The organism is Arthrobacter sp. TE12232, assembly GCF_054062615.1.
Map to the genome: position 1 here is coordinate 358,632 of NZ_JBSSFK010000001.1, position 27,000 is coordinate 385,631.

General features: G+C 64.6%; 23 protein-coding genes. 11 read left to right on the forward strand and 12 right to left on the reverse strand.

Annotation, left to right across the window (positions count from 1 at the left end; translation table 11 throughout):
* Nucleotides 1-33 precede the first annotated feature (33 nt).
* Both ACVWZ7_RS01595 and ACVWZ7_RS01600 read right to left on the reverse strand, forming a co-directional pair.
* Nucleotides 34-1,227 carry an MFS transporter gene (locus ACVWZ7_RS01595; protein ID WP_456506715.1) on the reverse strand — a complete coding sequence of 398 codons (1,194 nt, stop codon included), beginning with the start codon at nucleotides 1,225-1,227 and terminating at the stop codon, nucleotides 34-36.
* 212 nt (nucleotides 1,228-1,439) lie between these two features.
* Nucleotides 1,440-2,402, reverse strand: a complete 963-nt coding sequence (locus tag ACVWZ7_RS01600) for an MFS transporter (RefSeq protein ID WP_456506716.1) — start codon at nucleotides 2,400-2,402, stop codon at nucleotides 1,440-1,442.
* Between the two features lie 195 nt (nucleotides 2,403-2,597).
* Here ACVWZ7_RS01600 and ACVWZ7_RS01605 point away from each other — a divergent pair, with 195 nt between their 5' ends.
* Together ACVWZ7_RS01605 and ACVWZ7_RS01610 are read left to right on the forward strand one after the other, a co-directional pair.
* Nucleotides 2,598-3,956 carry an MFS transporter gene (locus ACVWZ7_RS01605; protein WP_456506717.1) on the forward strand — a complete coding sequence of 453 codons (1,359 nt, stop codon included), beginning with the start codon at nucleotides 2,598-2,600 and terminating at the stop codon, nucleotides 3,954-3,956.
* A gap of 71 nt (nucleotides 3,957-4,027) precedes the next feature.
* Nucleotides 4,028-4,882, forward strand: a complete 855-nt coding sequence (locus ACVWZ7_RS01610) for a helix-turn-helix transcriptional regulator (RefSeq protein WP_456506718.1) — start codon at nucleotides 4,028-4,030, stop codon at nucleotides 4,880-4,882.
* A 188-nt stretch (nucleotides 4,883-5,070) separates the two neighbouring features.
* On the opposite strand, the gene ACVWZ7_RS01615 is transcribed toward ACVWZ7_RS01610, so the two are convergent.
* Together ACVWZ7_RS01615 and ACVWZ7_RS01620 are read right to left on the reverse strand one after the other, a co-directional pair.
* The gene (locus ACVWZ7_RS01615) at nucleotides 5,071-5,868 is read right to left on the reverse strand and encodes an IclR family transcriptional regulator domain-containing protein (RefSeq protein ID WP_456506719.1); all 798 of its coding nucleotides are present in this window, start codon (nucleotides 5,866-5,868) and stop codon (nucleotides 5,071-5,073) included.
* Nucleotides 5,869-5,991: 123 nt separating this feature from the next.
* On the reverse strand, nucleotides 5,992-6,828 hold the full coding sequence (locus ACVWZ7_RS01620; RefSeq protein WP_456506720.1) for a shikimate dehydrogenase family protein: 837 nt from the start codon (nucleotides 6,826-6,828) through the stop codon (nucleotides 5,992-5,994).
* A gap of 175 nt (nucleotides 6,829-7,003) precedes the next feature.
* On the opposite strand from ACVWZ7_RS01620, the gene ACVWZ7_RS01625 reads away from it, so the two are divergent.
* The 6 genes from ACVWZ7_RS01625 (at nucleotide 7,004) to ACVWZ7_RS01650 (ending at nucleotide 14,032) form a co-directional block, all read left to right on the forward strand.
* A complete protein-coding gene (locus tag ACVWZ7_RS01625) occupies nucleotides 7,004-8,332 on the forward strand; it encodes an MFS transporter (RefSeq protein WP_456506721.1) in 1,329 nt (442 codons plus the stop codon).
* Nucleotides 8,333-8,374: 42 nt separating this feature from the next.
* The gene (locus ACVWZ7_RS01630) at nucleotides 8,375-9,040 is read left to right on the forward strand and encodes an alkaline phosphatase family protein (RefSeq protein WP_456509048.1); all 666 of its coding nucleotides are present in this window, start codon (nucleotides 8,375-8,377) and stop codon (nucleotides 9,038-9,040) included.
* Between the two features lie 276 nt (nucleotides 9,041-9,316).
* On the forward strand, nucleotides 9,317-10,603 hold the full coding sequence (locus tag ACVWZ7_RS01635) for an APC family permease (protein WP_456506722.1): 1,287 nt from the start codon (nucleotides 9,317-9,319) through the stop codon (nucleotides 10,601-10,603).
* 193 nt (nucleotides 10,604-10,796) lie between these two features.
* The gene (locus tag ACVWZ7_RS01640; RefSeq protein WP_456506723.1) at nucleotides 10,797-12,239 is read left to right on the forward strand and encodes an APC family permease; all 1,443 of its coding nucleotides are present in this window, start codon (nucleotides 10,797-10,799) and stop codon (nucleotides 12,237-12,239) included.
* Nucleotides 12,236-12,682 (forward strand): hypothetical protein, encoded by a 447-nt coding sequence (locus ACVWZ7_RS01645; RefSeq protein ID WP_456506724.1) that lies wholly within the window; start codon nucleotides 12,236-12,238, stop codon nucleotides 12,680-12,682. Before ACVWZ7_RS01640 ends, ACVWZ7_RS01645 begins: the two co-directional genes overlap by 4 nt.
* Before the next feature lie 3 nt (nucleotides 12,683-12,685).
* On the forward strand, nucleotides 12,686-14,032 hold the full coding sequence (locus tag ACVWZ7_RS01650) for a M20/M25/M40 family metallo-hydrolase (protein ID WP_456506725.1): 1,347 nt from the start codon (nucleotides 12,686-12,688) through the stop codon (nucleotides 14,030-14,032).
* A gap of 278 nt (nucleotides 14,033-14,310) precedes the next feature.
* Here ACVWZ7_RS01650 and ACVWZ7_RS01655 read toward each other — a convergent pair whose 3' ends face one another.
* On the reverse strand, nucleotides 14,311-15,450 hold the full coding sequence (locus tag ACVWZ7_RS01655; RefSeq protein ID WP_456506726.1) for an aminopeptidase P family protein: 1,140 nt from the start codon (nucleotides 15,448-15,450) through the stop codon (nucleotides 14,311-14,313).
* 347 nt (nucleotides 15,451-15,797) lie between these two features.
* Between ACVWZ7_RS01655 and ACVWZ7_RS01660 the strand changes: the two genes are divergently transcribed.
* Nucleotides 15,798-16,973: a glutamate--cysteine ligase 2 gene (locus tag ACVWZ7_RS01660; RefSeq protein WP_456506727.1), complete on the forward strand. Its 1,176-nt coding sequence runs from the start codon at nucleotides 15,798-15,800 to the stop codon at nucleotides 16,971-16,973.
* A gap of 104 nt (nucleotides 16,974-17,077) precedes the next feature.
* Here ACVWZ7_RS01660 and ACVWZ7_RS01665 read toward each other — a convergent pair whose 3' ends face one another.
* The 4 genes from ACVWZ7_RS01665 to ACVWZ7_RS01680 form a co-directional block, all read right to left on the reverse strand.
* Entirely contained in the window at nucleotides 17,078-17,242 is a 165-nt protein-coding gene (locus ACVWZ7_RS01665) for a hypothetical protein (protein WP_456509165.1), read from the reverse strand.
* On the reverse strand, nucleotides 17,163-17,423 hold the full coding sequence (locus ACVWZ7_RS01670; protein ID WP_456506728.1) for a PLDc N-terminal domain-containing protein: 261 nt from the start codon (nucleotides 17,421-17,423) through the stop codon (nucleotides 17,163-17,165). Before ACVWZ7_RS01670 ends, ACVWZ7_RS01665 begins: the two co-directional genes overlap by 80 nt.
* 127 nt (nucleotides 17,424-17,550) lie before the next feature.
* Nucleotides 17,551-17,997 (reverse strand): hypothetical protein, encoded by a 447-nt coding sequence (locus tag ACVWZ7_RS01675; protein WP_456506729.1) that lies wholly within the window; start codon nucleotides 17,995-17,997, stop codon nucleotides 17,551-17,553.
* 1,092 nt (nucleotides 17,998-19,089) lie between these two features.
* On the reverse strand, nucleotides 19,090-20,145 hold the full coding sequence (locus ACVWZ7_RS01680) for a hypothetical protein (RefSeq protein WP_456506730.1): 1,056 nt from the start codon (nucleotides 20,143-20,145) through the stop codon (nucleotides 19,090-19,092).
* Nucleotides 20,146-20,446: 301 nt separating this feature from the next.
* On the opposite strand from ACVWZ7_RS01680, the gene ACVWZ7_RS01685 reads away from it, so the two are divergent.
* A complete protein-coding gene (locus tag ACVWZ7_RS01685; protein ID WP_456506731.1) occupies nucleotides 20,447-20,806 on the forward strand; it encodes a hypothetical protein in 360 nt (119 codons plus the stop codon).
* A gap of 826 nt (nucleotides 20,807-21,632) precedes the next feature.
* The gene (locus ACVWZ7_RS01690; protein WP_456506732.1) at nucleotides 21,633-22,088 is read left to right on the forward strand and encodes a nucleoside deaminase; all 456 of its coding nucleotides are present in this window, start codon (nucleotides 21,633-21,635) and stop codon (nucleotides 22,086-22,088) included.
* Between the two features lie 599 nt (nucleotides 22,089-22,687).
* Here ACVWZ7_RS01690 and ACVWZ7_RS01695 read toward each other — a convergent pair.
* The 3 genes from ACVWZ7_RS01695 to ACVWZ7_RS01705 form a co-directional block, all read right to left on the reverse strand.
* Nucleotides 22,688-23,887 carry an IS110 family RNA-guided transposase gene (locus ACVWZ7_RS01695; RefSeq protein ID WP_223987885.1) on the reverse strand — a complete coding sequence of 400 codons (1,200 nt, stop codon included), beginning with the start codon at nucleotides 23,885-23,887 and terminating at the stop codon, nucleotides 22,688-22,690.
* A gap of 372 nt (nucleotides 23,888-24,259) precedes the next feature.
* Entirely contained in the window at nucleotides 24,260-25,546 is a 1,287-nt protein-coding gene (locus ACVWZ7_RS01700) for an NAD(P)/FAD-dependent oxidoreductase (protein WP_456506733.1), read from the reverse strand.
* Nucleotides 25,543-26,997 carry an FAD-dependent oxidoreductase gene (locus ACVWZ7_RS01705; RefSeq protein ID WP_456506734.1) on the reverse strand — a complete coding sequence of 485 codons (1,455 nt, stop codon included), beginning with the start codon at nucleotides 26,995-26,997 and terminating at the stop codon, nucleotides 25,543-25,545. The genes ACVWZ7_RS01700 and ACVWZ7_RS01705 overlap by 4 nt, the downstream gene beginning before the upstream one ends.
* Nucleotides 26,998-27,000: the final 3 nt, after the last annotated feature.

The window sequence follows — 27,000 nt, forward strand, 5'->3', positions numbered from 1 at the left end:
GGATGTGGTCATCTGTCCCGTCAGAACGGCAGTTCACTCTGTTTCTTGGCTGGTCGTTTGTGCCGATATCGGGTGTTCCGCGTTGTCACGCCTTCTGCTTGAAGAAGCGACCCAGAGGATTAGCGCGATGGCTGTCGCGACAGCCCCGCCGATCATGATCGCTGTCCATCCTCCGAGCTGCCAGAGAGCGGTCGCGAGCGTCGAACCGGCGGCCCCGCCGATGAAGTTGCTCACCACATACGCCGTATTGAGACGGCTGCGTGCCCCATGGTCGACGGCAAGAACACGGGCCTGAGTCAAGGTCGAGACCGCCCGCACCGCAATGTCCAAAAGGATGATCACTGCGAGCAGCACGATGATGGATGTGGCCCCGATCCAGGCGAGGAAAAAGCACACCAGGGTCAGCGCCAGAGCTGCGCTGATGGCGGGCGTGGACAAGCCTCGATCGTGCAGGCGCCCGGATCGTTGTGCCGCGACGGCGCCGGCGATTCCCGCAAGCCCGACCAGGCCGATCGTGGTGACGGAGTACGAGAACGGTGGGGATGCGAGCAGAAACGTCAACGCCGTCCAGAAGAGCGTGAGCACGCCGAAGGCAGTTCCGGCGACGAACAGTGACATGCGAACGGAGGGGTGTCGTTTGATCACGCCGAAGGTGGAGCCGAGCAGGGCGGCGTAACCCAGCTTGGCCCGTGGATCCATCGGTGGAATGGTCCGTCGCAGGAGGACCGCCAAGACAAGGGCCAGGGCGGCAGCTACGGCGTACGGCGCCCGCCACCCGAACGCTTCGGCGAGAAGGCCACTGATCGTGCGCGAAGCAAGAACTCCGATCATCAGCCCCGAGGCGACGGTTCCGATCACGTGACCGCGCTGCCCGGGCCCGGCAAGGTCACCGGCAAGAGGCGTCAGCAGGGGCCCGGACACTGTTGTGAAGCCAACCAGGACCAGTGCGAAGAGCAACACCTCAAAGGTCGGAGCTACCGCAGCGGCAGTAAGGGCGGCGGCGCAAAGGAGCATCATCAGCGGCAGGAGACGTCGACGGTCCACGACATCACCTAACGGAACGATCAGGAAGGTGCCGACGGCGTAACCGACCTGCGCGGTCGTCACCAGCAGCCCGGCGGCCCCAAGCGAGGTTCCGAACGACGACGCTATCTCCTCAAGCAGCGGCTGTGCCCAGTACAGGTTCGCCACGGCTGCTCCACCTGCGACCGCAAAGAGCAGGATCATGGCCCGGTTGATTCGTGCCGGCGCCGGTGCAGTTATTGACTCCAAGGGTTGTCCTTCTGGTCGGTGTTGGCTGGAAAGCGTCCGCCATGATTCCTGCCGGAATCGTGGACGGACTTACAGGCTGGCTTCGGCGTCCTGTTGGGACGTTGCCCGGGTACGGGCCAGGACCAGGAGCGTCAGCAAACCGAGGACTGCCATGATGATCGCGATGGTCAGCGGGCCCAGGACGCCCAGAGTCGATTCGAGCGCCGACGCGCCAAACCAGGTGCCGATTGCCGTTCCACCGTTAAACGCAGACACGGAAACTGCGGCAGCCATTGTTGGCGCACCGTGGGCAAAGAGGACGGCGAGGCCGGTTCCGACCGGTGGTATGCCCATACCGGCCATGCCCAGCAGGAACATGAGAAGACGACGAAGATCAAGGGCACTGCCCAGGTCGGCATTCCTGCACGGTCGGTGGCCAGCGGGGAAAGATAGCTGAAGGCTGTCATGTAGCCGCCGGTGGCAAGAACGGTCGCGATGACAAGAATGGCCATCCGGCCGGTCATGATCGCCCTTACTTCGGCACGCACGGATGGCACGTGGGAGCGGGTGTCTGCGGGCGTGAACCGCGCAATAACGGGAGCTGCGAGGAGAGACAGGATCGCCAGGGCCCAGAATGTCCCTCGCCAGCCAAGGAGCTGGCCGGCGAAGGATCCGAGCGGGACGCCGGCAACGGTGGCAAGGCCGACGCCACTCATCATGACACCCAGGGCACGGGAGCTGTTGGCCGGGCCGGCCGCCTGCGTGGCGACGACAGCGGCCACGGACCAGAATGACCCTGCCGCCAGGGCAGTGATGACACGCGCGAGGAGAACGATCCCGAAGTCGCTTCCCAGCGCCGCCATGACGTGTCCGGCCGCGAAGACCACCAGCGCGAAAACGAGCGTGGCGCGCCGCGGCAGGCGCAGAGTCGCCAGAGCCATGACAGGGGAACCAACGATCATTCCGACCGCGAAGGCCGTGATCAGGAGCCCGACCCGGGCAAGACCGACACCCAGATCGGCCGCGATCTCCTGGAGAAGTCCCGCGACGATGTACTCGGTAGTGATCAAGAATGTACCCAACGCAAGCAGCGGAACGACGAACGGGAGCCGTTGCCGTGTCGGCACTGCCGGAGTAGTGGATGTCGTCATACGCGCAAAGCTTCTTTCGGTGGAGTGGAGGCCGGAACCGATAGGTTCCGGCCCTTTGACGATCCCGTACCTGCCCTGCGCGGAGAAGGCCCTGTTGAGACATGGTCTGGCAGGTCCTGTTTCGTCTCTTCCGTTCCTCGTAACGTCAGCAAGGCGGCCCATTCGAGAACGCCGACCCCTTGAGAAGGAACGTCTTTGAACACCACCACACTCACTCCAGCGGGAGTCCGTCATTCAAGGGCAGCGCTGCTCGCCGCCGTCACCGGATTTTTCGTCATCACGCTCGATGCTGTGGTGGTCAACGTTGCTCTGCGCCAAATCAGCCTCGACCTCGGGGCGACGATCACCGGTTTGCAGTGGATCGTTGACGGATACACGTTGTTGTTCGCCTCGTGCTTGTTATCGGCCGGAGCGTTTTCTGACCGGGTCGGGGCCAGGCGTGCATGCGCAATCGGCATGACCGCGTTCGTGGTCACCTCGCTGGGATGCGGACTCGCGCCCACAGTCACTGTGCTGCTCGGGGCAAGGATCCTGCAGGGAACTGCGGCGGCAGTGATGCTTCCCGCGTCGATGGCGTTGATCGGCGAAGCCTTCCCCGACCCCATCAAGCGTGCACGCGCCGTCGGGATGTGGGCCATGGGAGGAGCGCTGGCGTCAATCTCCGGACCCGTGCTGGGCGGTCTGCTTTCGCTCGTCGACTGGCGGTTGATCTTCTTTATCAACCTTCCAGTCGGGGCGGGGGCATTGCTGCTGCTGCGGCGCGTTCCACGGTCGCCGCAACTGTCCGTCCCTGTCGACTGGGCCGGACAGGTCACCGCGATCACCGCCATGGGGGCCCTCACCTACGGTGCCATCGAAGCCGGAGCGGCCGGCATCACGGCACCGCCAACGATCGTTGCGTTTGGCTTGTTCGTCCTTGCAGGTGCAGACTTCGTCGTTTCGCAGCGCCGCGGAGCGCACCCCATGGTGCCGCTGCCGCTGCTGGGTAACCGCACGATGGCCGTGTCCATCGGGATTGGCTTCTCCTACATGGTGGGCTACTTTGGCCTGCCGTTTGTCATGAGCCTCTACTTGCAGCAGGAACGCAGCCTCTCACCGGTGGAAACCGGAGCGGTCTTCGTTCCCATGATGCTCGCCGGTGCGGTCCTCACGCCTTTCATCGCCAGGCTCTCGGAACGACTCGGCGCACGCACACTCATCGCCGGCGGAATGACGTTCATGGCCGCAGGACTCACCCTTATCGCCCTCCTGCCGGCGGCCATACCGGTCTGGGTAGTGGCCACTGTGATGATCCTTGTGGGTCTCGCGGGGCCCCTGGTCATCCCGACCATCACCGCCGTCCTGCTGAACAACTTCGATCCACAGCGTGCGGGTACCGTGAGCGGCATCTTCAACACCAGCCGTCAGATTGGCGGGGCATTGGCGGTCGCGGTGTTCGGCTCCCTGCTCGCCCGCTCGACCACCTTCCTTCAAGGCTTCTCCACCAGCCTGCTGATAGCGGCCGGTCTCGCCCTGGCAATGGCACCCCTCGCCACCCGTTTGCCGCGGCGATGAACGCACCTGAGCGTTGGGGGGACCTGACAGGTCCTGTCAGCACCCAAGGCTGCTCGCCTACCCTTGGAGATATGGATTCCCGGTCCGAGATCAGCAGCTTTCTCACGTCCCGCCGCGCCAAACTCACCCCCGAGCAGGCAGGTGTCCCGCTCTACAGCGGAGCCCGCCGCGTCCCCGGCCTGCGACGCGAAGAAGTAGCGCACCTCGCCGGCGTCAGCGTCGACTACTACGCCCGTCTCGAACGCGGCAAAATCTCCGGTGCGTCCCGCGAAGTCATCGAAGCAATAGCCCGCGCCCTGCAGCTCGACGAAGACGAACGCGACCACCTGCTCGACCTCACCCGGATCACCCAACGGCGCGCGCCGCGACGGAAACCCTCCAACCGCAGCACCGTCAGGCCAGGTATCCAGAGTGTCCTGGACTCCATCGATGCCCCCGCCTTCGTGCAGAACGCCCGACTTGACCGCCTCGCCTCCAACAGAATCGGCCGGGCACTCTACTCACTGCCTGACGACGGATCCCGCGACCGCTTCAACTACGCGCACTACCTGTTCCTGGACTCACGAGCCCAACGGTTCCACCGCGACTTCGACACCGCCAAACACAACGTCGTCGCGCTCCTGCACGCCGCAACGGCCAAGGACCCCTACGACAAGGAACTGATCGAGATCATCGGCACCCTCTCGACCCAAAGCGATGATTTCCGCTCGCTCTGGGCCTCCCACGACGTCTTCCGCTACCGGTCCGGAGGAAAAATGCTCACCCACTCGGCCGTCGGCGACCTCGAATTCGGCTACGAATCATTCGAACTCTCCACAGACCCAGGCCTGGTCATGCTCGTCTACACCGTCGAACCCGGATCCGCGACCGCCGACGCCATGCGAATACTCGCCAGCTGGACCGCACCCACCGTCCACTCCCACTGAACCGGTCGCCCTGTGGGTCAGGAAACTGGAAAGGCTCAAGCAGGACCTACCGAGGCGCCGGCTGCAGCTCGTCCGTGAACCGGGGCCGCCAGCACTGGGGCTTCGGCTTGGCAGGCGTCACTTGCGAGCGTGCGACGAGTCCAGATCGCTGTTCCGCAGCAAGGTCGCCTCGGTCCACCAGGTCCGCACTATCGTTGCCCTGCAGCCTTGGACAATCCTGCCCGCCGGCCGCCGAAGTCGTTGCCGATCTGCCGCGCGGCGTCCTGCAGGAGCGGAACGACCGTTTTCTCGATGGCTTCCGCGGGGGCCCGGTGCGTCTGCAAGGAGACGTTGATGGCCGCGACGACGTCGTTGCCGCGCCACACGGGCACGGCCACGCCGCGCAGGCCCTCCTCCAGTTCCTGTGACACCATCGACCAGCCCTTGACGCGGGCCGAGTCTATTTCTGCCCGGAGCTGGTCGACGCTTCCGATGGAACGCTCGGTGAAGCGCTGCAGATGGACCGAGTCGAAGTAGGCCTGCAGTTCCGGTTCGGATAGCGCCGCCAGGAGGACGCGCCCCATCGACGTCGCCCAAGCTGGGAACCGAGTGCCCACACTGATGGAGACGCTGAGCAGCCGCGGAGAGGGCACGCAAGCCACGTAGACGACGTCGGTGCCGTCCAGGATGCACAGCGAGGTTGTTTCGTTGAGCCGCGCTGCCAGGGACTTCAGGTGCGGCTCCGCCACCCTGGGAAGCGTCAGGTTCGCCAGGAATGACTGGCCGATGTCCAGCGAGCGTGGCGTCAGCTCGAACTGCGGGCCGTCGGCGCGGAGGTAGCCCAGATCCGTCAGGGTCAGCAGGAACCGCCGCGCGGAGGCCCGGGTCATGTCCGCCTTGACGGCGACCTGGGAAACGGTCAGCCGCGGAGAGGCCGCGGTAAAGGCGAGCAGGACGTCGAAGGCCTTTTCCACCGACTTCACAAAATACGCCGGTTGCTCCTCCATGGACTCCCTGTCTTCTTGAACCTGCACTAGGGCCCGCAGATACCGAAAGGCTGCAGGCTTTTACGATCATATAAGGCCCCGGACAACGACGGCGGCGCGTGCGTCCCGGCGTCGGGCTGTATGTCAGCTCTTCGTCCGGATGGCGGCGAGCGTGCGCTGTATCAGGGCATCCGCCTGCGGCGCCAGGTCCAGGAGCGGAATCATCGCGGCCGCCTGGGCTCGGAGGTGGTCCCAGCCGTCGGCACAGCACAGTCCTTGGTCCCTCGCGGCGGCTATTGTGCCGGTCACGTGTCCGGCGTAGACGAAGTCGTAGACGAACGCGTCCCCGGCCAGCCGGCCCCCGCCCCAGACAGGCGCGTCGTCGCTTCCTTTGCCAACCGGCGTCGCGTTGACGATCAGCGAGGCCCGGGACGCCTGTTCCTGCGCCTCCGCCCACGAGGCCGCCTCCGCGTCCATGCCCAGGCTCGCGCCGAGCGCAAGCAGCTGCCGCGCGGCCCCCGGGTCCCGGTCGGAGATCGTGACCCGCCCGGCCAGCCCCTTGAGCGCCACAAGCGCTGCCCGGGCCGCGCCGCCGGCCCCCAGCATGACCGCATGCCGCTGGTGCCGGCCACCGAGCAGTTCAGCGACGGCGGCAACGTCGGTGTTGTACGCGGCCAGCCTCCGCCCGTCCCGGATGAGCAAGTTGGAGGCGCCGCCCAGCCGGACCGCTTCGGTCGCAACGTCGGCGGCCTGCGCGGCCCACTTCTTGTGGGGCATCGTGACATTGGCGGCGACGACGTCGGATTCCAGGAGCCGGGCGCGGACCCCGGCCATGGGCACGTCGCGAGGCACATCCCAGGCCTCATAGGCCCAGCTACTGCCGAGTTGTTCGAGGACGGGATTCCACAGCCCCGGCGACATGGCCTGCGAGGCTTCCGAGCCGATGAGGAACAGCCGGGAGGCCGGTGTCTGGTTGTCCATGGTGCCGCCTTTCAGGGAGGGGAAGCCGCCGGGCGAAGCAATCAATCGTTGTGAGGCACCTCACGCTGCGGTATGCTATTCCATAATCGCATACCGCACAGATGCGCGGTATGCGCACACACTAAAAATCTCCCATCTCCAAATCCCCGTCTTTCAGTGCGGAAGGACCAGCACCATGACCAAACTCGCAACCATCCCCACGGTCGTCGAGGAGGAGCGTAAGCTCAAGCGAGCCAAGAAGGCGGCCCTGGCCGCGTTTCTGGGCGGCGCCCTCGAGTACTACGACTTCTTCATCTATGCCACCGCGGCATCGCTGATCTTCTCCAAGATCTTCTTCCCGCCCGGCGACCCCACGGCCGCCCTGCTGGCATCCTTCGCGACCTTCGGCGTCGCCTACGTGGCACGGCCCTTCGGCGCGGTGCTCTTCGGCCACCTCGGCGACAAAATCGGCCGCAAGTCCACACTGGTCCTGACCCTGGTCATGATGGGCGCTGCAACCTTCCTCATCGGCATGCTGCCCGACTTCAGCACCGCCGGATACTGGGCACCGGCCCTGCTGGTGCTGCTGCGCCTCATGCAGGGCCTCTCCGCCGGCGCCGAAACCGCCGGAGCCTCCGCCCTGACCATGGAAGAGGCCCCCACCGGCCGCCGCGGCTTCTTCGCGAGCTTCGCGATGAGCGGCATCTCCTTCGGCATCGTGCTGGCCTCGCTGGCGTTCCTGCCGGTTGCCGCCATGAGCGAAGCCGACCGCCTCGCCTGGGGCTGGCGCATCCCGTTCTGGCTCTCCATCTTCGTCCTGATCGTCGCGTTCCTCGTCCGCCGCACGCTGGAAGAACCTGAGGTCTTCGAAGAAAAGCACGACCACGGCGAACTCGTGAAGCTGCCCTTCGCCAAGATGTTCAAGACGCACCCGGCGCAGTTCTTCCAGGTCGCCCTCATGTCCTTCCAAGTGGTTACCAACACCTTCATGCAGTCCTTCGGCCTGGCCTACGCAGTGTCCGTCGGGGTGAGTGCATCGACCATGCTGACGGTCAGCATCCTCGGCAACGTGATCGCAATCGTCACGCAGCCGCTCGCGGCCCGCCTCTCCGACCGGTTCGGACGCCGCATTGTCTTCATCACCGGCGTCATCGGGTCCGGGCTGATGATCTTCGTCTACTTCTCCGTGATCTCCACCGGCAACATCCCCATGATCTTCGTGGCCAGCACGCTGATCACCGCAGGCACCTACGCCGCCTCGAACGCCGTCTACCCGGCCTGGTTCTCCGAGCTGTTCAACGTCAAGGTCCGTTACTCCGGCATGGCGATCGGCCTGCAGATCGGCATCCTCTGCGCCGGCTTCACCCCGCTGCTCGGCACCGCGCTGGTCGGTGGGGACAAAGCCAACTGGGGCCCGGCCGCCTGGATCGTCGCCGCCTCCTCACTCCTGGCCGTCGCCGGCGCCGCATGGGCCCGCGAAACCAGCAAGACCCCGCTGCGCGAACTCGGCAACCCCGTCAACTGATCGTCCAACTGGGCTGCGAAAGCCTCCAACACGGGGGGACGACTGCGGGAGAAGAGGAGCTCCAGCGATCGTTCTACCGGCAAGACCTGGAAGGGCTACATGGAGGACATGGGCGCTCCCTGCCAGCATCCCGAACTCGATTCCAGGGACGATCGCCAGAGAGCCAAAGTCGGCGACCAGTACGCAACGCGCCACAACCCGTTCGTGTACTTTGAGGAAATCACGTCCTCCCCGGACTGCCAGAAAAACGTCGTGGACTACACCCATTTCGCTAATGATCTGAAGTCCCCGGACACGACACCGAACCTTTCCTACATCACACCCAACCTGTGCAATGACGGGCACGACAGCCCCTGCGTCGACGGCAGGCCGGGCGGCCTCGAAAGTGCCGACAGCTGGCTGCAGCAGCAGATTCCGGGCATCCTGGACTCACCGGCCTTCAAACAGGACGGGGTGCTGGTCATTACCTTCGACGAAGCCGACAGCAAGACCTCCGGTCCGTCGGGAGTCCCCGGAGGCACGGCTGGCGGGCGGGTCGGCGCGCTGGTGATCTCGCCGTTCACCAAAGGGGGAACAACATCGGACAGGATGTACAACCACTACAGCCTGCTCGCCAGCATCGAGGACATCTTTTCAGTACCCCGGCTCGGATACGCGGGGGCGGCCGGCCAGAACAGCTTCGGCCCGGACGTCTTCAACGCCCGGTAGCCGCCGGTGCCGCCGGGTTTCCCAGCCTTGCCGTTCCCGGTCGTGGGTCCTTGGCTAACATCACCTCGTGCCGCTGGCGCCCGGAGTTGCTCCCTCGCCCCGGGGTCAGAGGCTAGCTGACCTCTCACCCGCGCGTCGGACTATTTGAGGAGCTTGGCGGGACATGTTGCCCTCCGGTGCCGCATCCAGGCCGTTGACCGGTTCCGCAGACCGGAGGCACAGTGGTAGCCTCCAGGCGGGGCCGTTCGCGAGGGCCCAACGACGGGGAGGGCCACCATGTCGACCAGGGTTCCGAAGAAGCAGATGACCGTCATTCAAGCGGCCTTCATCGGCGTGGGTTCGATGGTGGGCGCGGGAATCTTCGCCCTCTTAGGAGCAGCGGGCGCCGTCGCCGGCTCGGCCGTGTGGGTGTCCTTTCTGGTCGCCGGAGCCATCGCAGGTCTTCAGGGGTACTCGTTTGCAAAGCTTGGCGCCACCTATCCTTCCGGTGGGGGCATGCTCGCCTACCTGGCCCGAGGGTTCGGAGAAGGCCACGTCACCGGGATCGTTTCATGGCTGTTCTATGTGACCGGAGCGATCGTCGGAGCAATGGTGGCGTCGTCCTTCGGCGGCTATGCCAGTGCAGTGCTGACCAATCGTGACCCAGGCTGGGCCAAGGTGTTCGCCGTCGCGCTCATCGCGGTCATGACTTTCCTGAACGCCGTCGGGTCCACGGCGGTGGCAAAAGTCCAGTCCGTGATCGTGAAGGTGGTGCTGGGCATCCTGTCCGTGTTCGCGATCGTCACGATCGTTAACTGGAACCCGACGCTCCTCGACCCAGCGGGCTACCCAGGCGTTCGCGAGATCGTCGCGAGCGTGGCGTTGACGTTCTTCGCCTTCCTCGGGTTCGGTGTCATCACCTTCACCGCGAAGGATCTGCCTGACCCGTCGCGTCAACTGCCCCGCGCCATGTATCTGGCGCTGGCGATCGCCACCACGGTGTACGTAGCCGTCTCCCTGGGCGTCTTCGGGACGCTGACCGCCGACCAGGTCGTCGCCTACGGCGCCACGGCGCTGGCCGAGGCCGCCAAGCCCACGCTCGGCCAGTTCGGCTACGTACTGATGGTCATCACGGCCCTGCTCTCTACTTCCGGGGCGGTGAACGCCAGCCTCTACCCCTCTGTGGGGATGACCCGGCATCTGGCCTCGGTGGGCCAGTTCCCACCGGTTTTCGGCCGCTCCCTGGGCCGCCGGCAAGTACCGGTCGGGCTGCTGGTCATGGCCGGCCTCGCGGCAGTAATGGTGCTGCTGTTCAACCTGAACAGCATCGCATCGCTCGGAAGTGCGGTAGCACTGCTCATTTTCTCCGCCGTCACCCTGGCCCACTTCAAGGTGTACCGGGAGACCGGTGCCCTGCTTTTCATGCTCATCATCGCCCTGATCGCGACCCTGGGAACGTTCGTCGTATTTTGCACCACCACGCTCGTCAACGAACCCGCCACCGCCGCCGCGCTGGCGGTTATCCTCGCCCTGGCCCTGATCACCGACCTGCTCTGGAAACGCACCCGAAACCGCGCAAATTAGCACCCCGCAGACCTGACGCATAGGGGAGTTAGGGACTGTTCCCTGCTAATTTCTAAGTCCATGCTGTAGGCACCGAGAACTTTGTGTGATAAGGGGGCAGTGGCATGTTCAAACCGTCGACTACTCGCCCCAGGCGGTATAGCTCCGCCTGGCCCGTGGCACAGACCACGGGGCGCCCCGGGATGTGGCTCCCGTGAGCGAACAGGCACTGACCCGGCCGAAGGCGCCCCCTGCCGTGTGGATCTCCTGGGTGGCCCTGGCGCTGATGACCACCAGTTCGGTCGCCAGTCTCCGAGCGGCCCCGACCATGGCCGTCTACGGCCTCGCTTCAGTCTTCCTCTACGTGGTTCCCGCGATCGTCTTCCTGCTGCCCACCTCCCTCGTGTCCGCCGAGCTGGCCTCCGGATGGAAGGGCGGCATCTACAACTGGGTATCGTCCGGAATCTCCAAACCAATGGGCTTCCTGGCGGTGTGGTGCCAGTTCGCAATGACGATTTTCTACTATCCGACCCTGCTGGGATTCGTCGCGAGCACGCTCGCCTACGTCTTCAACCCGGCACTGGCCAGCAACGGCGTGTGGACAGCCTTGGTGATCGTGGTGTTCTACTGGGCCGGCGTGTATGTCTCCTCTCGCGGCACGAAGGGCGTGGCAGGCCTGGCCAGCGGTGGCCTGATCATCGGCACCCTGATCCCGGGCGCCCTGCTCGTCATCCTGGGTGTGGTCTTCCTCGGCCAGGGCAATCCGTCCGCCGCTCCGATGACCGCGGCAAACTTCTTCCCCGAGTGGGCCGGACTGGCCAGCCTCGTGCTGATCGTGAACAACTTCCTGTCCTACAGCGGCATGGAGATGAATGCGGTGCACGTGTCCTCCCTGAAGAACCCGTCCAAGGAGTACCCGAAGTCGATGTTCCTGGCCATGGGACTCGTACTGCTCATCTTCATCCTGCCGGCGCTAGCGATCAGCTGGATCGTCCCGGCCGATGAGCTCTCCCTCACCGCGGGTGTCATGCAGGCCTTCGACGCGGTGCTGGCGTCCTTCAACATGCAAGGTCTCACGCCGATCCTGGGCATCATGCTCGTCGCGGCCTCCCTCGGCGGCATGCTGACCTGGCTGGCCGGTCCGTCCAAGGGCCTGCTGCTGATCTCGCGTGAGGAAGGCTACCTCCCGCCGTTCCTGCAAAAGCTGAACAAGAACGGCATCCAGCAGAACCTCCTGGTCATCCAGGGGCTCGTCACCACCGTGATCGCTCTCGGATATGCGCTGATCCCGGACGTCTCGAGCACGTACTGGATCTTCTCGGTGATCACCACGCAGGTCTACCTGATCATGTACCTGCTCATGTTCGTGGCCGCCGTCCGGCTCCGCCGCAACGACCCTGAGCACCCGCGTGGCTTCCGAGCGCCGATGCTGCTGACGCTGTGCGGCGTAGGATTCGCAGCCTCCCTGGCCGCGCTGCTTGTCGGGTTCGTCCCGCCGTCGCAATTCGGCAACGGGGATCCGCTTGTCTATTTCCTGATCGTCGGCGGCGGCGCACTGGGGCTCGGCCTGCTCGTGCCGTTCCTCTTCTATAGGTTCCGCAAGCCCTCCTGGAAGCTGCCCGACCAACAAACGCAGACGGAGGTGCCGAAGTCATGAGCACGCAGACTGAGTCCTCGACCAAGCGCAGCCGCTCGGTCATTTACATCGTTGCCATGACCTTGCTCGTGGTGTTCGCCGTTGTCGCACTGCTGAACTTCAGGCAGGCGAGGGAGACGCAACAGTCCCTGACGAAGGCCGACCAGCTGATCGCGACGATCGAATCGGCCGGTGGGACGGCCCCCTCGCGCGAACAGATAGCCCGTGTACTCGGCGACGACGGCGGCGCGGTCTGCGCGAACCCGAACAATGCGCTGAGCCGGGCCACCTTCCTGAGCCAGCTGACGAACGGGGCCACCGGGCCAGGCAACAGGCCCGTGATCGCGAACGCCCGCATCGCCATCGGCGAGGTCGCGATTATCAAGGTCTACTGCCCGGACCAGCTCGCTGAGTTCCAGCAGTTCATCAATGCCCTCAAGACGTACCGCACGGGTGGTGCGTGAGCCGTGGACCTCCGAGACCGCATCACCGAACTAATGCGACCGGCACGGGAGGAGTTGGCCGAGTTCGTCGCCATCCGGTCTGTGGCGGACCCGCGGCAGTTCCCCGTCGAGGAGTGTGCCAGGGCCGCTCAGTGGGTGCTCGAAAAATTCGCTGAGCTCGGATTTTCCGATGCCCATCTCGAGCGGACGCCGGACGGCTCCGACGCAGTCGTCGGCTCAAGACCGGGCCCCGATCCGGAGGCGCCCACCGTGCTCCTCTACGCGCACTACGACGTGCAGCCACCCCTCGATGATGCCGCGTGGCGCACCCCGCCCTTCGAACTCACCGAAGTGGGCGGCCGCTGGTACGGCCGCGGCGCCGCCGACTGCAAGGGCAACATCCTCGCCCACCTTCTCGCACTCAGGGCGCTCGGCGACGACGTACTGGTGAATCTGAAGCTCGTTGTCGAGGGATCGGAGGAACAGGGCACCGGCGGGCTCGAGGCATTCGTGGCGAGCCGCCCCGGGCTGCTCAGAGCCGATACCATCCTGGTCTGCGACACCGGCAACGCCGCCGTGGGACACCCTGCGGCCACAGTGACCCTCCGCGGCATGGTCAACGTCGTGGTGAGCGTGGAGGCGATGACATCCGAACTCCACTCAGGCATGTTCGGCGGCGCAGCGCCCGATGCCCTCGCCGCTCTGATCTCGATGCTGGCATCGCTGCGCGACACGCGAGGCAACACCACTGTCACCGGGTTGGACAACGTCCAGACCTGGACGGGCGCACCTTACCCGCCCGAGCAGTTCCGTTCCGACGCCGGGGTGCTCGAGGGCGTCACGTTGCTAGGCAGTGGCACCGTTTCCGACATGCTCTGGGCGCGTCCGGCCGTCACCGTGCTAGGCATTGATTGCCCGCCGGTGACGGGGTCGACCGCGGCGATCGTACCGCGGGCCGCCGCCCGATTGAACCTGCGCGTCCCGCCCGGCATGGCAGCCGCTGACGCCCACACAGCGCTGGTCGACCACCTCAAGGCCACCGCCCCCTGGGGAGTCCACGTCGCCGTGGACCTGGAGGCCATCGGGTCACCCTTCAAGGCGGCAGTTGGCGGGCCGGCGTTTAATGCCATGAGTGCCGCAATGGCCGAGGCATACGGGCAGCCGATGACCACCCTGGGCCAGGGCGGATCAATCCCCCTCTGCAATGTCTTCGCCGACACCTACCCGGACGCGGAAATCATCCTGCTGGGCGTCGAAGAACCGCTCGCACTCATCCACGCACCCAACGAGAGCGTCGATCCGGGCGAAATCAGCGCCCTGGCCGAGTCCCTGGCCCTCTTCCTCCAGCACTACACCACCCTGTCCGGCTAGCCGCCCCCGCCCGTACCGGTGGACGACCACCACCGCGTTGATGAGGTTCGCATAAACCAGTCACGCTCTGTGACTGGGGCAACGGCCGCGGTTCGGCCGTGGCCGCTAAGCCGGACTACCTGCTTGCCTGCATCGGCCAAATCGCGCCTGCCGGCGGCATCGGTGGGTCGCATGGGTTCTGCCCAGCGCTCGGCCTGGCCAATGCGAGATCGCTCCTGAGGACTCTCAGGAGCGATCTCGTTCCGGGTCCACGTCAGTGTGTGGAGCACGTCGGCTGACTAGTGGACTATTCTCATTTCGTGCGAGGTCTGGTTGAGTCGCCGTCCGCCGTCAGGAACGACCGTCACAATGTCCTCGATCCTTACGCCGAACCTGCCCGGCAGGTAGATTCCGGGTTCGATCGAGAAGCACATGCCGGGGTGGAGGATCTGGGTTTCGCCCTCGACCATGTACGGCGGCTCATGGGTCGTCAATCCGATTCCGTGCCCGACCCGGTGAATAAAGTAGTCGCCGTAGCCGGCTTCAGCGATCACCGCCCGGGACACTCGATCGATCTCCTGACACTCGACTCCTGGCCGCACGGCCTCGAACCCGGCCTGCTGTGCGTGTTTGACAACGTCGTGAACCTCGCGCTCCTCGGCGGTGGGTTCGCCGACGTGCACAGTCCGCGTCGTGTCTGATCCATAGCCGTGCTTGAGGCCGCCGAAGTCAAGCACCACCATGTCACCGTCCTCGATGATCCGCGGGCCGATCTCGTGGTGAGGGTTGGCGCCGTTCGGACCCGAACCGACGACGGTGAAGTCCACCTGCGAATGACCGAATTGGCGAAGCAGGTCCGCGAGATCAGAGCCGACGTCAGCCTCGCTGCGCCCAGCGAACCGCACTGTGACGATCTCCTCGTACGCCTGGTCTGCGGCCGCGCCAGCCGCCGCCAGCCGCTCGATCTCGTCGTCATCCTTGATCGCCCGAAGCATCGGCAGGGCGGACGTCATCGAGACGTAGGACGACTTGGGCAGTCGGTCCTGCAGGCCGAGGAGGTGCATGGCCCAGGCCGAGTCAGAGACGGCATAACGTCCGGTGCCAGCCATCAGCGCCGCAGATTCCGTGTAGGGGTCGCTCCCGTCTGTCCAGTCGGTGATCCTCAGCATCGAGGCGCCGGCGGCTGCTTCCGCGTCGGGCCTCTCGAGCCTCGGAACGATCATGGCGGGCTCCGCGTCGACGGGGACCACGAGCATGGTGATGCGTTCGGTGATGGCCACGGGCGCATACCCCGTGAGGTACAGCAAGTCCGGTCCAGGAGTGACCAGGATGCCGTCGAGCCCGGCATCCTGGGCGGCGTGAGCTGCTCGCCGCAACCGCTCGGCGAAGTCACCGGCGGTGAACGGAGCCGGCTCGGAAAAGCTGCGATGATCACTCATGGTTCGCATTGTCGTGCGCGGAGCATCACCGGTCAACCCATCGCGCCTACGACCGCTGCCAGTGCGGAGGGACGAGCCTCCGGTAATCCCGCATCACTGCCCCGACATTCCGTTACGCGTCCCGTTGCCCGCAAGGTGGGGCCCGTTGGGGCACTTGCGTCTGGATGACCGTCTTACAACAGGCTTTTCCTTCCGGCAGGCTCTTGTCGGGGATATTCTGGGGAAATCAGCAGCGCGAGCGAGCCGGTGGTCATGGCTCGTGGAGGAGGCTGTATAGCGTCATTGGCAGCCGCCCTGCCGCAGCAGGGCTGGAGGCCTTCCTGTTAGGAGCTGCCTTGAATTCTTCAATGACGAGACCACCCAACCGTTCTGGCGGCGGGGCTCAGAGGACGTTCGGCGTCGAGGAGGAATTCCTGCTCGTCGATGCCACGACGGGGCAGCCCGTACCCGCCGCGGAAGCGTGCTTGGCCAAGGCCCCACAGCACCCCGGAACGAGTGGCGGCCCATTCTTGGCTTTGGAGGTCCAGCAAGAGCAGCTCGAGGCCGTTGGCCCTGTCTGTTCCACGCTCCAGGAAGTAATTGCGGGGATCCGAGAGGGCCGGCGGCTTGCCGACGAGGCGGCCCGCTCGGTGGGCGCACGAGCGGCCGCCGTGGCCACCAGTCCCGTCCCGGCCAGTCCTACCCTCGTACCGCAGCCCCGTTTCCTGAACATGGCAACCCGGTTCGGGTTGACGCTTCGGGAGCAACTCACCTGCGGCTTCCATATTCATGTCGGTATCACCGACGGTGAGGAAGGGGTGGCAGTCCTGGACCGAATCCGGGTCTGGTTGCCCGTGCTGCTGGCGCTGAGCGCGAACTCCCCTTTCTGGCAGGGCGCCGACACCGGATACGCAAGCTTCCGCTACCAGGTGTGGAACCGCTGGCCGACCGCCGGGCCCAGCGAAAGGTTCGGATCAGAACGGGAATACCACCGGTACGTGCAATCCCTGCTGACAACGGGCGTACTCCTCGACGAGGGCATGGTGTACTTCGACGCGCGCCTCTCCCGGAATCACCCGACGGTGGAGGTGCGCATTGCCGACGTCTGCATGGAGGCCTCACACGCGGCCGCCATTGCCGCGATCGTGCGGGCACTCGTTGAACGGGCCGCCCAGGAATGGCGCGCCGGGATTTCTGCGCCCCCGCTATCCGCCGGGCAACTGCGCCTGGCGGCGTGGAAGGCAAGTCAATCAGGAGTCGACGACACCCTCCTGCACCCCCTGCTGAACGCTCCATGCCCGGCCGCCGAAGTGGTCCAGGTCCTCCTCTCCCATATCCGGCCAGCCCTGGCCGACAGCGGGGACGAGGAGCAAGTGACCTCGGAAGTGGCCCGGATCCTGACCACCGGCACGGGCGCACGCCGGCAGCGCGAGATCATGATGAGCACCCAGAGCCTGCCCGCCGTGGTGCTCGAGGCCATCGGACACACCCACGGGACCGCCCCGGCACCTCGTCGCCGGTCCCGGCGCCTGCAAACTAGCTGACTGACCCGACAGGCCACGAAAGGACAGCCACTACAGCGTCGGCCGAGGAGTGCTGCATCTCTGCTGCCTCGCGGCGCCGGTCGATGGCGCTCTCAGACCAGGGCTTAGGTCTTGATCCTTTCAAACTCGTCAGCGCTGATGGTTCCGGAGTCCCGAACAGCCGTGGCTTCGGAGATCTCCTCGCTGGGACTAGCTGCCGCGACACTGCGGATGTAGGCATTCGAGGACTCCCGGTTGGCCCGCGCCCGTTCCATGGACCGCTCCGCCATGCCCTTTCCGCGGGCAATCAAAATACACCAGCACGCCCAACAAGGGCACGAAGACCAGGAAGAGGATCCAGAGGGCCTTCGACCAGCCGCTCAGCTTGTCGTCGCGGAAGAGATCGCCGATGACTGCGAACAACGCCCAGAGGAAGGCGATCAGGGCATACAGGCAGAAAAACCACCACAAGAGGGTCCCAAAAGTCTTCCAAGAAATTCATGTCAGCTTCGCTGCTTTCGATGGGAGCGGTGTTGTACGGGGATGCATCCTGGACCGTGCCGAAGCTGGGCGCAGGTCCCCCGGAGGAGCCTGGGCATCAGCATTTGGTCGCCGTCTGGAGGTCACTGATGGCGGCCTGGACGTTAGCTTCATCGTCCCGCAGGGATGCTGCTGCCTGGGTCAGCGAGGCGTCATCCGGGACGGCTCTGACGGCTGCGTCGAACTTGTTTTCGGCCGGTTTGACGGCGTCCATCTCGTCCTTGGCTACCTCCTGGCTGGCCTTGACCAGGTCGTCGTAGGTCTTCGCGACCTGTTCCCTTGCCGATTTGATCTGTTCTATCGTGGCGCCCGGCTTTAGTGTCTGTTTGAAATTTGTCAGGGACCCGGCGAAGGCGCTGGCAGCAGCGCAGGCCTGCGAAACGTTCTTCTCCGCTCTGGCGCTGCTGACGCTGGTGCCGGGGCTGGACGTGCTGCAGCTCGTGAGCAGTGCGATGGCTGCCGCGGCTACGATCGCTCCTGCAAGGACCGTGTGTGGTCTGGACACTGGAGGCTCCTTTTCGAAATGGATTGCGGCAGGCGGGCCTGCCATGCGCGAGTCCGACTTTTGTCTGCCCGCACCGTGTGTCTGGACCTCATCCGGGGAAGGTGATCCGTAGTGGCGGTACAGGAATCCCACGGCGCCCGCGTCATGAAATAGCCCCGCGTCTGGGCGTCCCCGAGGACCGGATCAATGGTCACCTCGGCGCGACGGGAACGGTCGGGAGTCAACAAAGCGGGGCGGCTACCGGGCCGGGGGCACCCTGGTCGTCACCAAACTCGATCCGTTCGCCCGGCCCCTGTCCGGTGCTCGAAATCATCATCGAGGACATGACGAGAGTTTCCCAAGGGTTCCGGCCGCCAACAGCGATGACCATGAGGGTTTGATCCCAAGTCCAAGCAAGTCATGCAGTTTCAGGCGCTCCCGGCCATGAAGGAGTGAACAGCAACACCGCTGTCCCAGGCCAAGAGAAGGAGCCGCCAGAGCGCAACTGCCGCCTACAAAAATGGGCCCCGCAGGGGCCATAAAAGGAGATTTGTACACACTCAGCGGCCCACAAGCCCCTGAACAGGGAAAAAACGTGCCCGAGGTGGGACTCGAACTGCATTCCCTCCCCCGCAAACACTGGGCTCCCCCGGAAACATGCGGAATCCGACCCGATCCGGCCGACATACGACCCGATCCGAAGCCCAGGGTGTGCACAATGTGCACACCCTCTTTCTGGCCCACTTCGGCGCCCCAACCGGGCTGCCGAAACGGCCGTCCGTGCGGAACAGTTTTGACTGGCGATTTCATTCCGGCAGTAAGAGTCGACCTCCGGAATACGACCGGCCCCGAATAAGCACAGCACGAGGGGGCGTGTATCTTACCGATCACACCAAGGGCTGCGTCGGATCGTTTCAACCGGCTCTCGCTCACCTCCAGTTGACGTCGCAACCGTGGGATCTCGGCCTGCTCCGGGGACAGCTTCCCGATGCCTTCCCCGGGATTCTCTGCCAGGACCAGTCCAGTTCAAGGCCGCGGACCGGATAACCCCCGAACCTCCTTGCACCCTGGTTCCAGTCCTATGTCAGCCCACCCGCGCGCTTCATATGGCCTCTAGTCCTCCATCCGCCACGTAATGAGCTTCAACGTCCCGTTGCCGGCGCGCACCGCAGTCGTGATGTTGTTTCCACTGGGAACTGCCAAAGCGACTTCGCTGACAGCACCCGCCTTGTCATCGCTGTCCCCAGTTCTTTGGATAATTCCGCTGTTCGGATCGACATCCCAACTGATCAGTTTCAAGGAGCCGTTGCCGGCGCGCACCGCCGTCACGTATCGCGCGTCGCCTAAACGCGAGATGCAGATGCAGGTTGCGGGGCCGGCATGGTTGTCGCTGTCGTGGAGCCGCTGGATCTGCGTACCGTCCGGTGACAGCGACCAGCTGATGAGCTTCAGCGAGCCGTTGCCAGCCCGGACCGCCGTGGCCAGCCCCGCCATGGCGATTTCACTCACCTCACCGGCTTGGTCACCGCTGTCGCCCAGGCGGGAAATATTCTTGCCGTCTTCGGAAAAGCCCCAGCTGATGAGTTTGAGCTTGCCATTACCGGCCCGAACGGCGGTGAGCACAACATTCGGCAACGGCACCGAGACCGCGATGAGGCTTACTGCGCCCGCCTGGTCATCGCTGTCGCCCAGACGCGTGATCGTTCCCGTGGCGTTGTCGAGAGCCCAGCTGATGAGTTTCAGAGAGCCATTGCCCGCCCGAACCGCCGTCACCAGGTCCGCTGCTGTCTTCGGCGGCCCCGGCACGATGGTGACAATGCTGGCTGCCCCAGCTTTGCCATGAGTGTCTTTGAGACGAGAGATGGGGCCCGAACCGATCCCGTCATCCCAAGAAATGAGAAGCAGATCTCCGCTGCCGTCGCGGACGGCGGTGACGGTAAGGTTCCGATTTCTTGCGACGGCAATCGCGCTTACCTCGCCTGCCTGATCGTCGCTGTCCGAGTTCCGAGTAACAGCGCCCGGGCCGCCAGTGCTCCAATTGATCAGTTTCAGATTGCCCGACCCCGTTCTTACCGCCGTCAGCGAATAAAACCCGAGCTGCTCAACCGCTATATCAGTAGCGGCACCAGCCAATGCTCCGCTGTCGCCCACCCGCGTGAAATTTGTCATGATTCAAACCCTCCCCAAATGGCCCAAACCGGAGGCGCGAGTCCGATGCTCGCCAGCGCCTGCGCCAGTCCGCCGGCGGCGGAATTCTCCCGACTGTAGGCCAATTACCCGACATGGTTCGCCTGATCAGGCGCGCTGTCAAGGAGCCAACGATATCCCCGAGCTTCGTCTGGGCTGCGGCTAACCCAAATGTGGTCGCGTCACATCTTCCTGACCCCAGCTACGCGCATCTCCGGCCGCGAAACCAAATGAAATTCTCCCAAATCGATCGTAGACTTGGGCGTACTTGAGGGAGGTTCCGATGGACACGGGTGATCGTCTTAACGATTCTCTGCTGGACGTGATTGAGCTCCAAAATTTTCTGCATGACTTCATCCGTGCGTTGACGGTTCGCCGACTCAAGCCTGGCGAAGATGTCAGCCATGTTGTCGAAGAACTGGGTCTGACAGCGCCAACGGGCTGGCAGCGAGAGCCCATTACGTGGGTCGGTGGTACTGAAGATTTTGGAACCAACGAGGATCACAAGGGGCAGACTCTGGTGCTCGTGCAACCTGGCCATCCCGAGGCGGTAGGACTGACCATCGGATGCATCCGCGTTCATGGACGGCGGTATTGCATTGAATGCGGTTGGCTGTACTGTCGGATCGTTATCAGGTTCTAGGGAGAAGAGTTCGCGGTAGCCAGATGGAACCGCATCCTGGCAGCGTCTCTGGCGGAGGAAATGCCGGGGCCGCCATCCCACACCTCACTGCTGCCGGCCAGCCTGCCGAGAAGCATCGCGGCGTCCCGAAACCGGCCCGCAGACCACTCTCCACCCGGAGTTTCGGGGATGTCCTCCATCCAGATGGCGGTGCATTGGCCGTCCAGTTCGTCGATTCGGTAGACGTCGGATAGCCGGCCGCCGGCTGGCATGGCCTCCGCCAGGCCAGAGGCATGAACATCGACTTCGGTGCGCAGCGGATAGTAGCGGACCAAGTCGTCTCTGACGTTCGGAGGAACCTGCCTGATGCCGCTCCACAGCAACGGGGATTGAACCAGCTGAACGACGGTGCTGAATGCTGCGACCCGGGCGGGGGCCGCCGGCGCCGTCTCGGGTCCGTGCTGTGCCTTCGACCCGCCAGAGGCCGCCAGTGTTCATGCTGAACATCGGCGAACTTTGTGGCGCTGGCTGACTGCAACTCCGCTGCCGGGTCCTGCAGGGCGGCTGCTGCTATGCCCTCCAGCTTGCCGGCATCCACGGAGGCGGGACCGAGGACTGAGTCTGTGAGTTAGGGTACGCAGGCCGGTAGCGGAGTGGCTAGCCGCATTTGATCATCCCCTATGGTGAGCGGGCAGGTTCGGATTGTCACCAGACGTGGGACGCGGGGCCGGCAGGTGCCTGATGCCACGGACAGTGTTCCCGTTGGTCGGACCCCGGTCACATAGCCTCGATGTCACGCCGTCGATGGCCAACAACATATCTTCCACGTGCGATTTAGACTGCACCCATGTCAGAAACTGAACGAACCATCACAGACCCGGTCTTCGAGGCCGCCTACGAGGCAGCACAAAAGAGCCTCCGAGAGGGCGGCATCCCGATCGGCGCTGCCCTGGCCCGCGGCGGGGAAGTGATTGCCAGTGGCCACAACGAGCGTGTCCAGCATGGAGATCCAATCGCCCACGGCGAGATGTCTGCGCTGCGGGCTGCCGGACGCCAGAAGAGCTACCGGGACACGACCCTCTACACCACCCTGGCACCGTGTGCGATGTGTACCGGGACCATCATCCAGTTCAAGATTCCGCGCGTGGTGGTGGGCGAAGCCGAGACATTCCCCGGCGAATTCGAACTTCTCCGCGCACGCGGCGTCGAAGTAGTCGTGTTGAACGATGCCCGATGCGTCGAGATGATGCGCACCTTCCAGGATGAACTCCCTGAACTATGGGCCGAGGACATCGCCGAGTAGTCCACACCAAAAAGAGCACCGGTGAAACAGATCAGACACGGCCAAAGCTATTGCGTGCCGCGAATTCATTCGCTTGAGGCCCGGCGGCTGCACCGCAGTTCCCGGCTTAGGGGAGATTACTGCAGATAACGGAACACCGTCCACGTCACTGCCACCGCGGCACAATCAGCTTGATGCTTGGCAGCGAAAGTGGCGGGCCTCTTGTCGGACGGCGACCGGAAGAACGCTGGACCGCCGCAGCCCAGACAGACCAAGTCGGTCCTCCTTGCCTGGCGTCGGGCGGCATCAAGTCTGCTGAACTCACTTGCCTTCCAGTCTCGTCCGTCTACTTTGCACCTTGCCCACTTCATGTTTCCTCAGCTTCACTCAGCCCATGGTCACCTGGATAACGCGGTGGGTCGCCGGAAATTTGCCAGCTCAAGGCATGCAGCCATCAGCCGCATCTACGTCGCAGAGGTGAGGCTCTTCTGATTCATACATCAGGTGCCCTACGGAATGGAATTCCGGTCAGCCGCAGCACGAGGCGCCCTCTGCCGCGGGAGACAGAAGGTCCCTTATCGGCGTTTGAAATCCCGGGGGGGGTGTCCCTATGCTTTTGGTCAAGCGGCCTGGGGAGCTTTTTCCTCGTAGAGTGTCCCGTTTCGGAGCATCGCGTGGATGACGTCGCAGCGGCGCCGGGCGAGGCAGATGATGGCGGCGTTGTGCTTCTTTCCTTGGGCGCGTTTCCGGTCGTAGTAGGCCTTGGAGAGCGGGTCATGGCACGAGGCGATCCAGGCGGATCGGAAGAGCGCGTTCTTGAGTTGTTTGTTGCCGGAGCGGGCCGGGAATTCGCCGCGGATGGAGGTGCCGGACCGGCGGGTGACGGGCGCGATGCCGGCGTAGGCGGCGAGGTGCCCGGCGGTTTTGAAGCTGCTTGCGTCGCCGATGGTCAGGAGTATCGTCGCTGCGGTCTTGATGCCGACTCCCGGCATGGACATCAAGACCCGGGAAAGAGGGAAGTCGTCCAGGAGTTTCTCGACTTCGTCGGCGACGATGGCGCGCTGGTGTTTGAGTTCCTTGATCTGGGCGGCGACGCGCGGGATGACGAGTTCGACGGCTTCGGTTCCGGCGACGGTTACCGTCTGCTCTCCGAGCGCGGTGAAGATTGCATCTACAAGCTGGACGGGGTCTTTCCGGCTGTGGTGGCGGGCCCAGCGCAGCACGTTGGTGCGGCCTGCGGCGCGCAGGCCCGTGGGACCGGCGTATTTGATCAGCAGGTCCAGGACGAGGGGACGGGTCAGGACCGTGCCGGGGAAGGCACGTTCCAGGGCCGGGAAGATCTGCAGCAGCAGGGACCGCAGCCGGTTGATGGCGCGGGTGCATTCGTGGGTCAGATCGGCGTCGAACCCGGAGAGGACTTTCAGTGCGGAGAGGACTTCGCTGTCCCGGTCCACGGCCCGCAGCGTGTGAGGCATCGCCCGGGCTGTCTCGGCAATGATGAATGCGTCCCGGGCATCTGTTTTCGAATTACCGGGATGCAGATCCGCCGCTTTGCGCATGGCCAGCCCGGGCAGGTAAGCGACTTCGCAGCCGCAATCCCTGGCCACCGCCACGGGCAGGGCACCGATGGTGTTGGGCTGGTCCACGACCATCAGCACGTTCCCATGCTGCTGCAGCGTCGTGAAAAGCTCCCGCAGCCGGGCTTCGTCCTGCGGCAGCGGCTTATCAAAAAGGCGTTCGCCGGCGCGGCTCAGCGCGGTGGCGTGGTGTTCGCTCTTGCCGACATCAAGTCCGCAGTAAACGTCGAATCCCTGATCCATACTGGCGCTCCTTCGCACCACTCTATGGCCGCAGTCACGACACCCGCTGCCGGCACCCACGTTACGAAGAGACCTGAACCCGTTGGTCCGGCCTTGTCCCTATCAGCGGTCAACAAGTGCCTCCGGACCCGGCGACAACACCCCCCGGATCATCAGTGACAGGGCAGGAAAGTCATACCGGGTCCAGCGACCATGTCCCCGGCGGTCGGGAACCCAATAAATGTAACGGGTGGTCCAAAAGGGGTCAAAAAGCCCCTGTCCGTTTCCATCTAAGTTGACGCATGGCCAGCGTAAGGACCGGTGGTGCCGCCCGTGTTCGGGTGGAGTCCCGGGGCAGTCCTTGGGACTCGGACGGGTGTGGTTGGGATTGGTTTAGTTGACGAGGCCGATGGTTACGGGTCCGGCTTCCCAGTTGATGTGTTGGAGGATGCTGGATGGGACTCGGAAGACACGCCCGGGCGCTGCGGGCCACCACAGGCGTTTGCGGGCAATGACCCGGTCGTTTTGGCGCAGCACGACCGTGGGGAACGGAACATATGTGTCGGTCCAGAGCAGTAGCCGGCCTCGCGGTGGAGCGGGGTCGTCCTGGCGGAGGATGGCCGGGGCGACCCATCGGAACGGGGCTTCGGTTTTGAGGCTGATCGCGGTGCCGGAGGGACGGCTTCCGCCAAGGTGGGCGAGCACGTGGTCGGCCACGGCGGCGCCGTCGAGCGCTGCGACGTCGGCGGTGTCGACCGGGTGGAGGGCGTTGCCGATGGCGAAGATGCCCGGTTTGTTGGTGCGCAGCGCGGCATCGACGAAGGGCGCCTTGCTGGTGGTATCGATGTCGATTCCTGCGGCGCGGGCCAGTTCGTTGTCCGGGATCCAGTCGCCGGTGAGGATGACGGTGTCACAGGCAACGGTCCGTCGTTGGCCGGTGTCGATGTTCTCGATTTCGACCGCTTGGACTTGGGGTTTGCCGATGATGCGGGTGACCCGGGTGCGTGTGGAGACTCTGGTGTTGAAGAAGAACTTTCCGGGGCCGCTGAACAGGCGGTAGGCGTCCGGTTTCGGGTATTCGGTGGTCATCAGCACCGTCTTGCACTTGACGTGGTGAAGCGTCATCGCCGCGGACCAGCTGACCAGTTCCGCGCCGACGATGACGGCGCGTTTTCCGACGGTGCCGTGTTTGAGATGGACGGTGTTTTGCAGCTGTCCGGTGGTGTAGACGCCTTGGCCCCGGTCTCCGGGGATCAGCCGGGCGGTTCGCGGCCGTTCCCTGGCTCCGGTGGCGAGAACGACGACGTCGGCGTCGACCCGGACGCGCCCTTCGGGCATGGTGACGTTGACCGACCGGTCGCCGGCCCAGTCTGTGACCGTGGCGTTGGTGAGGATTCGCGCACCTGCTTTGAGGGCCCGGTCGCGCAGGATCCCGGCATACTTCGGGCCGCCCATGAACGTTCCCATGTCGCGGATGCCGTATCCGGGGTGGTCACTGTGCCGGGGTATCCCTCCGGCTGTGCTCTCGCGTTCGAGGACCAGGACCTCGCCTGGCACCCGGGGTGCCAGTTCTGCGGCGGCGCGCAGGCCTGAGGGACCCGCGCCGATGATGAGGACAGTGGGGGTGAGAACGGTCGGGGTGACGACTGGCGGGGTCAGGGTGTTTCCGTTCGTTGTCATTTTGCGGTCCCCAGGGTGGAAAGGCGTGTGGCGGCGGTGTTTGCCGGGGTGAGGCTTTTACCTCGGGTCTCAAGGAGTTCGGCGACTTCGGCGCCGCAGAAGAAGCCCTGGCAGCGGCCGTTCTGGGCGCGGGTCCTGCGCCGGAGCCCGTCGAGGGTCCGCGGCGGGATGGGTGAGGTGAAGGTGTCGCGGATTTCGCCGGCGGTGACGCGTTCGCAGAAGCACACGATCTTGCCGTAGGCGGGGTCCTTCGCGATCCGTGCGGCGTCCTGGTAGGGGCGCAGGAACGCTTCTCCGATGTTGGGCATGTGCGGCGCTTCCGGTACGTCAACGCGTTCGACGAGCTTGATGGCTCCGGAATTTTTCAGCAGCCCGTCGACGTATTCGGCCACGGCGATCCCCGAGGTCAGGCCGGTGGAGCGGATACCTCCGACGAGCACGTACTGCTGTTCGGTGTCGACCTCGATGAGGTAGTCGGGGTAGTCACTGGCCGCGCGCAGCCCGGCGTACGTGGCTGTGACTTCCTCCTCGAGGAGTCGGGGCATGATCTTCTCGCCCTTGCCGCGCAGGAAGGAAAATCCGCTTTCGGAGGTTCCGGTGTCGGTGCGGTCGGTGAGGTCTTCCGCGGTGGGTCCAAGCATGACGTTCCCGTAGATGGTCGGGCTGACGAGCACGCCCTTGCCGAGCGCGGTCGGGACGGGAAGGACAATCTTGTCCACGAGCGGGCGTGCCTGCTTGTCGTAGACGAGCAGCTCGCCGCGGCGGGGCGTGATGTGGAACCTGTCGTAGCCGAACAGCTGGTCGATGGTGTCCCCGCCCAGTCCGGCGGCGTTGATCACCCAGTGGGCGCTGACACGGTCGATGCTGGTGTTTAGATGGGTGATGCGGTTGGCCGTGTCGGTCTCTATGCCGGAGACCCGGCGTCCCAGCAGGAGCTCGGTCCCGCGCTGCACGGCGTCGGTGGCCAGGGCGAGGTTGGTTGTCCAGGTGCAGATGATCGACTCATCGGGGACGCTGAGCCCGGCAAGGGCGCCTTTGCCGAGGTGGGGCAGGAGCCGGTAGACCTCGGCCGCGTCGATGATTTCGGTTTTGTCGTAGCCGTTATCTTCGGCCTTGTCCTTTAGCCCCGGCAGGGCGTTGACCTGTTCCTGATCCCAGGCGACCAGGATAGCGCCGGTGTGTTCCACCGGGATACCGGTGGCTTTCGCGTACTCGGAGAGGAGGTGGTAGCCCTCCCGGACCATGCGGGATTCAAGGGTTCCGGGCTTGGCGTCGAAGCCGGTGTGGAGGATGGCGGTGTTGGCCTTGCTGGTGCCGTCTCCGACATCGTCGCGCGCGTCCACGAGGGCGATGCTGAGCTGGTAGCCGGCGAGTTTCCGTGCGATGGCGGAGCCGACGATCCCGGCGCCGATCACTGCTACGTCGTAAGTCCTGGTCTGGGTATTACACATATC

Coding starts and splice junctions, on each gene's coding strand:
- ACVWZ7_RS01600 (WP_456506716.1), bottom strand. CDS start 2,402: ATGACGACATCCACTACTCCGGCAGTGCCGACACGGCAACGGCTCCCG.
- ACVWZ7_RS01655 (WP_456506726.1), bottom strand. CDS start 15,450: ATGAGTGATCATCGCAGCTTTTCCGAGCCGGCTCCGTTCACCGCCGGT.
- ACVWZ7_RS01625 (WP_456506721.1), top strand. CDS start 7,004: ATGACCAAACTCGCAACCATCCCCACGGTCGTCGAGGAGGAGCGTAAG.
- ACVWZ7_RS01645 (WP_456506724.1), top strand. CDS start 12,236: ATGAGCACGCAGACTGAGTCCTCGACCAAGCGCAGCCGCTCGGTCATT.
- ACVWZ7_RS01685 (WP_456506731.1), top strand. CDS start 20,447: ATGGACACGGGTGATCGTCTTAACGATTCTCTGCTGGACGTGATTGAG.
- ACVWZ7_RS01700 (WP_456506733.1), bottom strand. CDS start 25,546: ATGACAACGAACGGAAACACCCTGACCCCGCCAGTCGTCACCCCGACC.
- ACVWZ7_RS01705 (WP_456506734.1), bottom strand. CDS start 26,997: ATGTGTAATACCCAGACCAGGACTTACGACGTAGCAGTGATCGGCGCC.
- ACVWZ7_RS01665 (WP_456509165.1), bottom strand. CDS start 17,242: ATGGCGGAGCGGTCCATGGAACGGGCGCGGGCCAACCGGGAGTCCTCG.
- ACVWZ7_RS01595 (WP_456506715.1), bottom strand. CDS start 1,227: ATGATCCTGCTCTTTGCGGTCGCAGGTGGAGCAGCCGTGGCGAACCTG.
- ACVWZ7_RS01690 (WP_456506732.1), top strand. CDS start 21,633: ATGTCAGAAACTGAACGAACCATCACAGACCCGGTCTTCGAGGCCGCC.
- ACVWZ7_RS01695 (WP_223987885.1), bottom strand. CDS start 23,887: ATGGATCAGGGATTCGACGTTTACTGCGGACTTGATGTCGGCAAGAGC.
- ACVWZ7_RS01615 (WP_456506719.1), bottom strand. CDS start 5,868: ATGGAGGAGCAACCGGCGTATTTTGTGAAGTCGGTGGAAAAGGCCTTC.
- ACVWZ7_RS01620 (WP_456506720.1), bottom strand. CDS start 6,828: ATGGACAACCAGACACCGGCCTCCCGGCTGTTCCTCATCGGCTCGGAA.
- ACVWZ7_RS01680 (WP_456506730.1), bottom strand. CDS start 20,145: ATGACAAATTTCACGCGGGTGGGCGACAGCGGAGCATTGGCTGGTGCC.
- ACVWZ7_RS01610 (WP_456506718.1), top strand. CDS start 4,028: ATGGATTCCCGGTCCGAGATCAGCAGCTTTCTCACGTCCCGCCGCGCC.
- ACVWZ7_RS01660 (WP_456506727.1), top strand. CDS start 15,798: ATGACGAGACCACCCAACCGTTCTGGCGGCGGGGCTCAGAGGACGTTC.
- ACVWZ7_RS01635 (WP_456506722.1), top strand. CDS start 9,317: ATGTCGACCAGGGTTCCGAAGAAGCAGATGACCGTCATTCAAGCGGCC.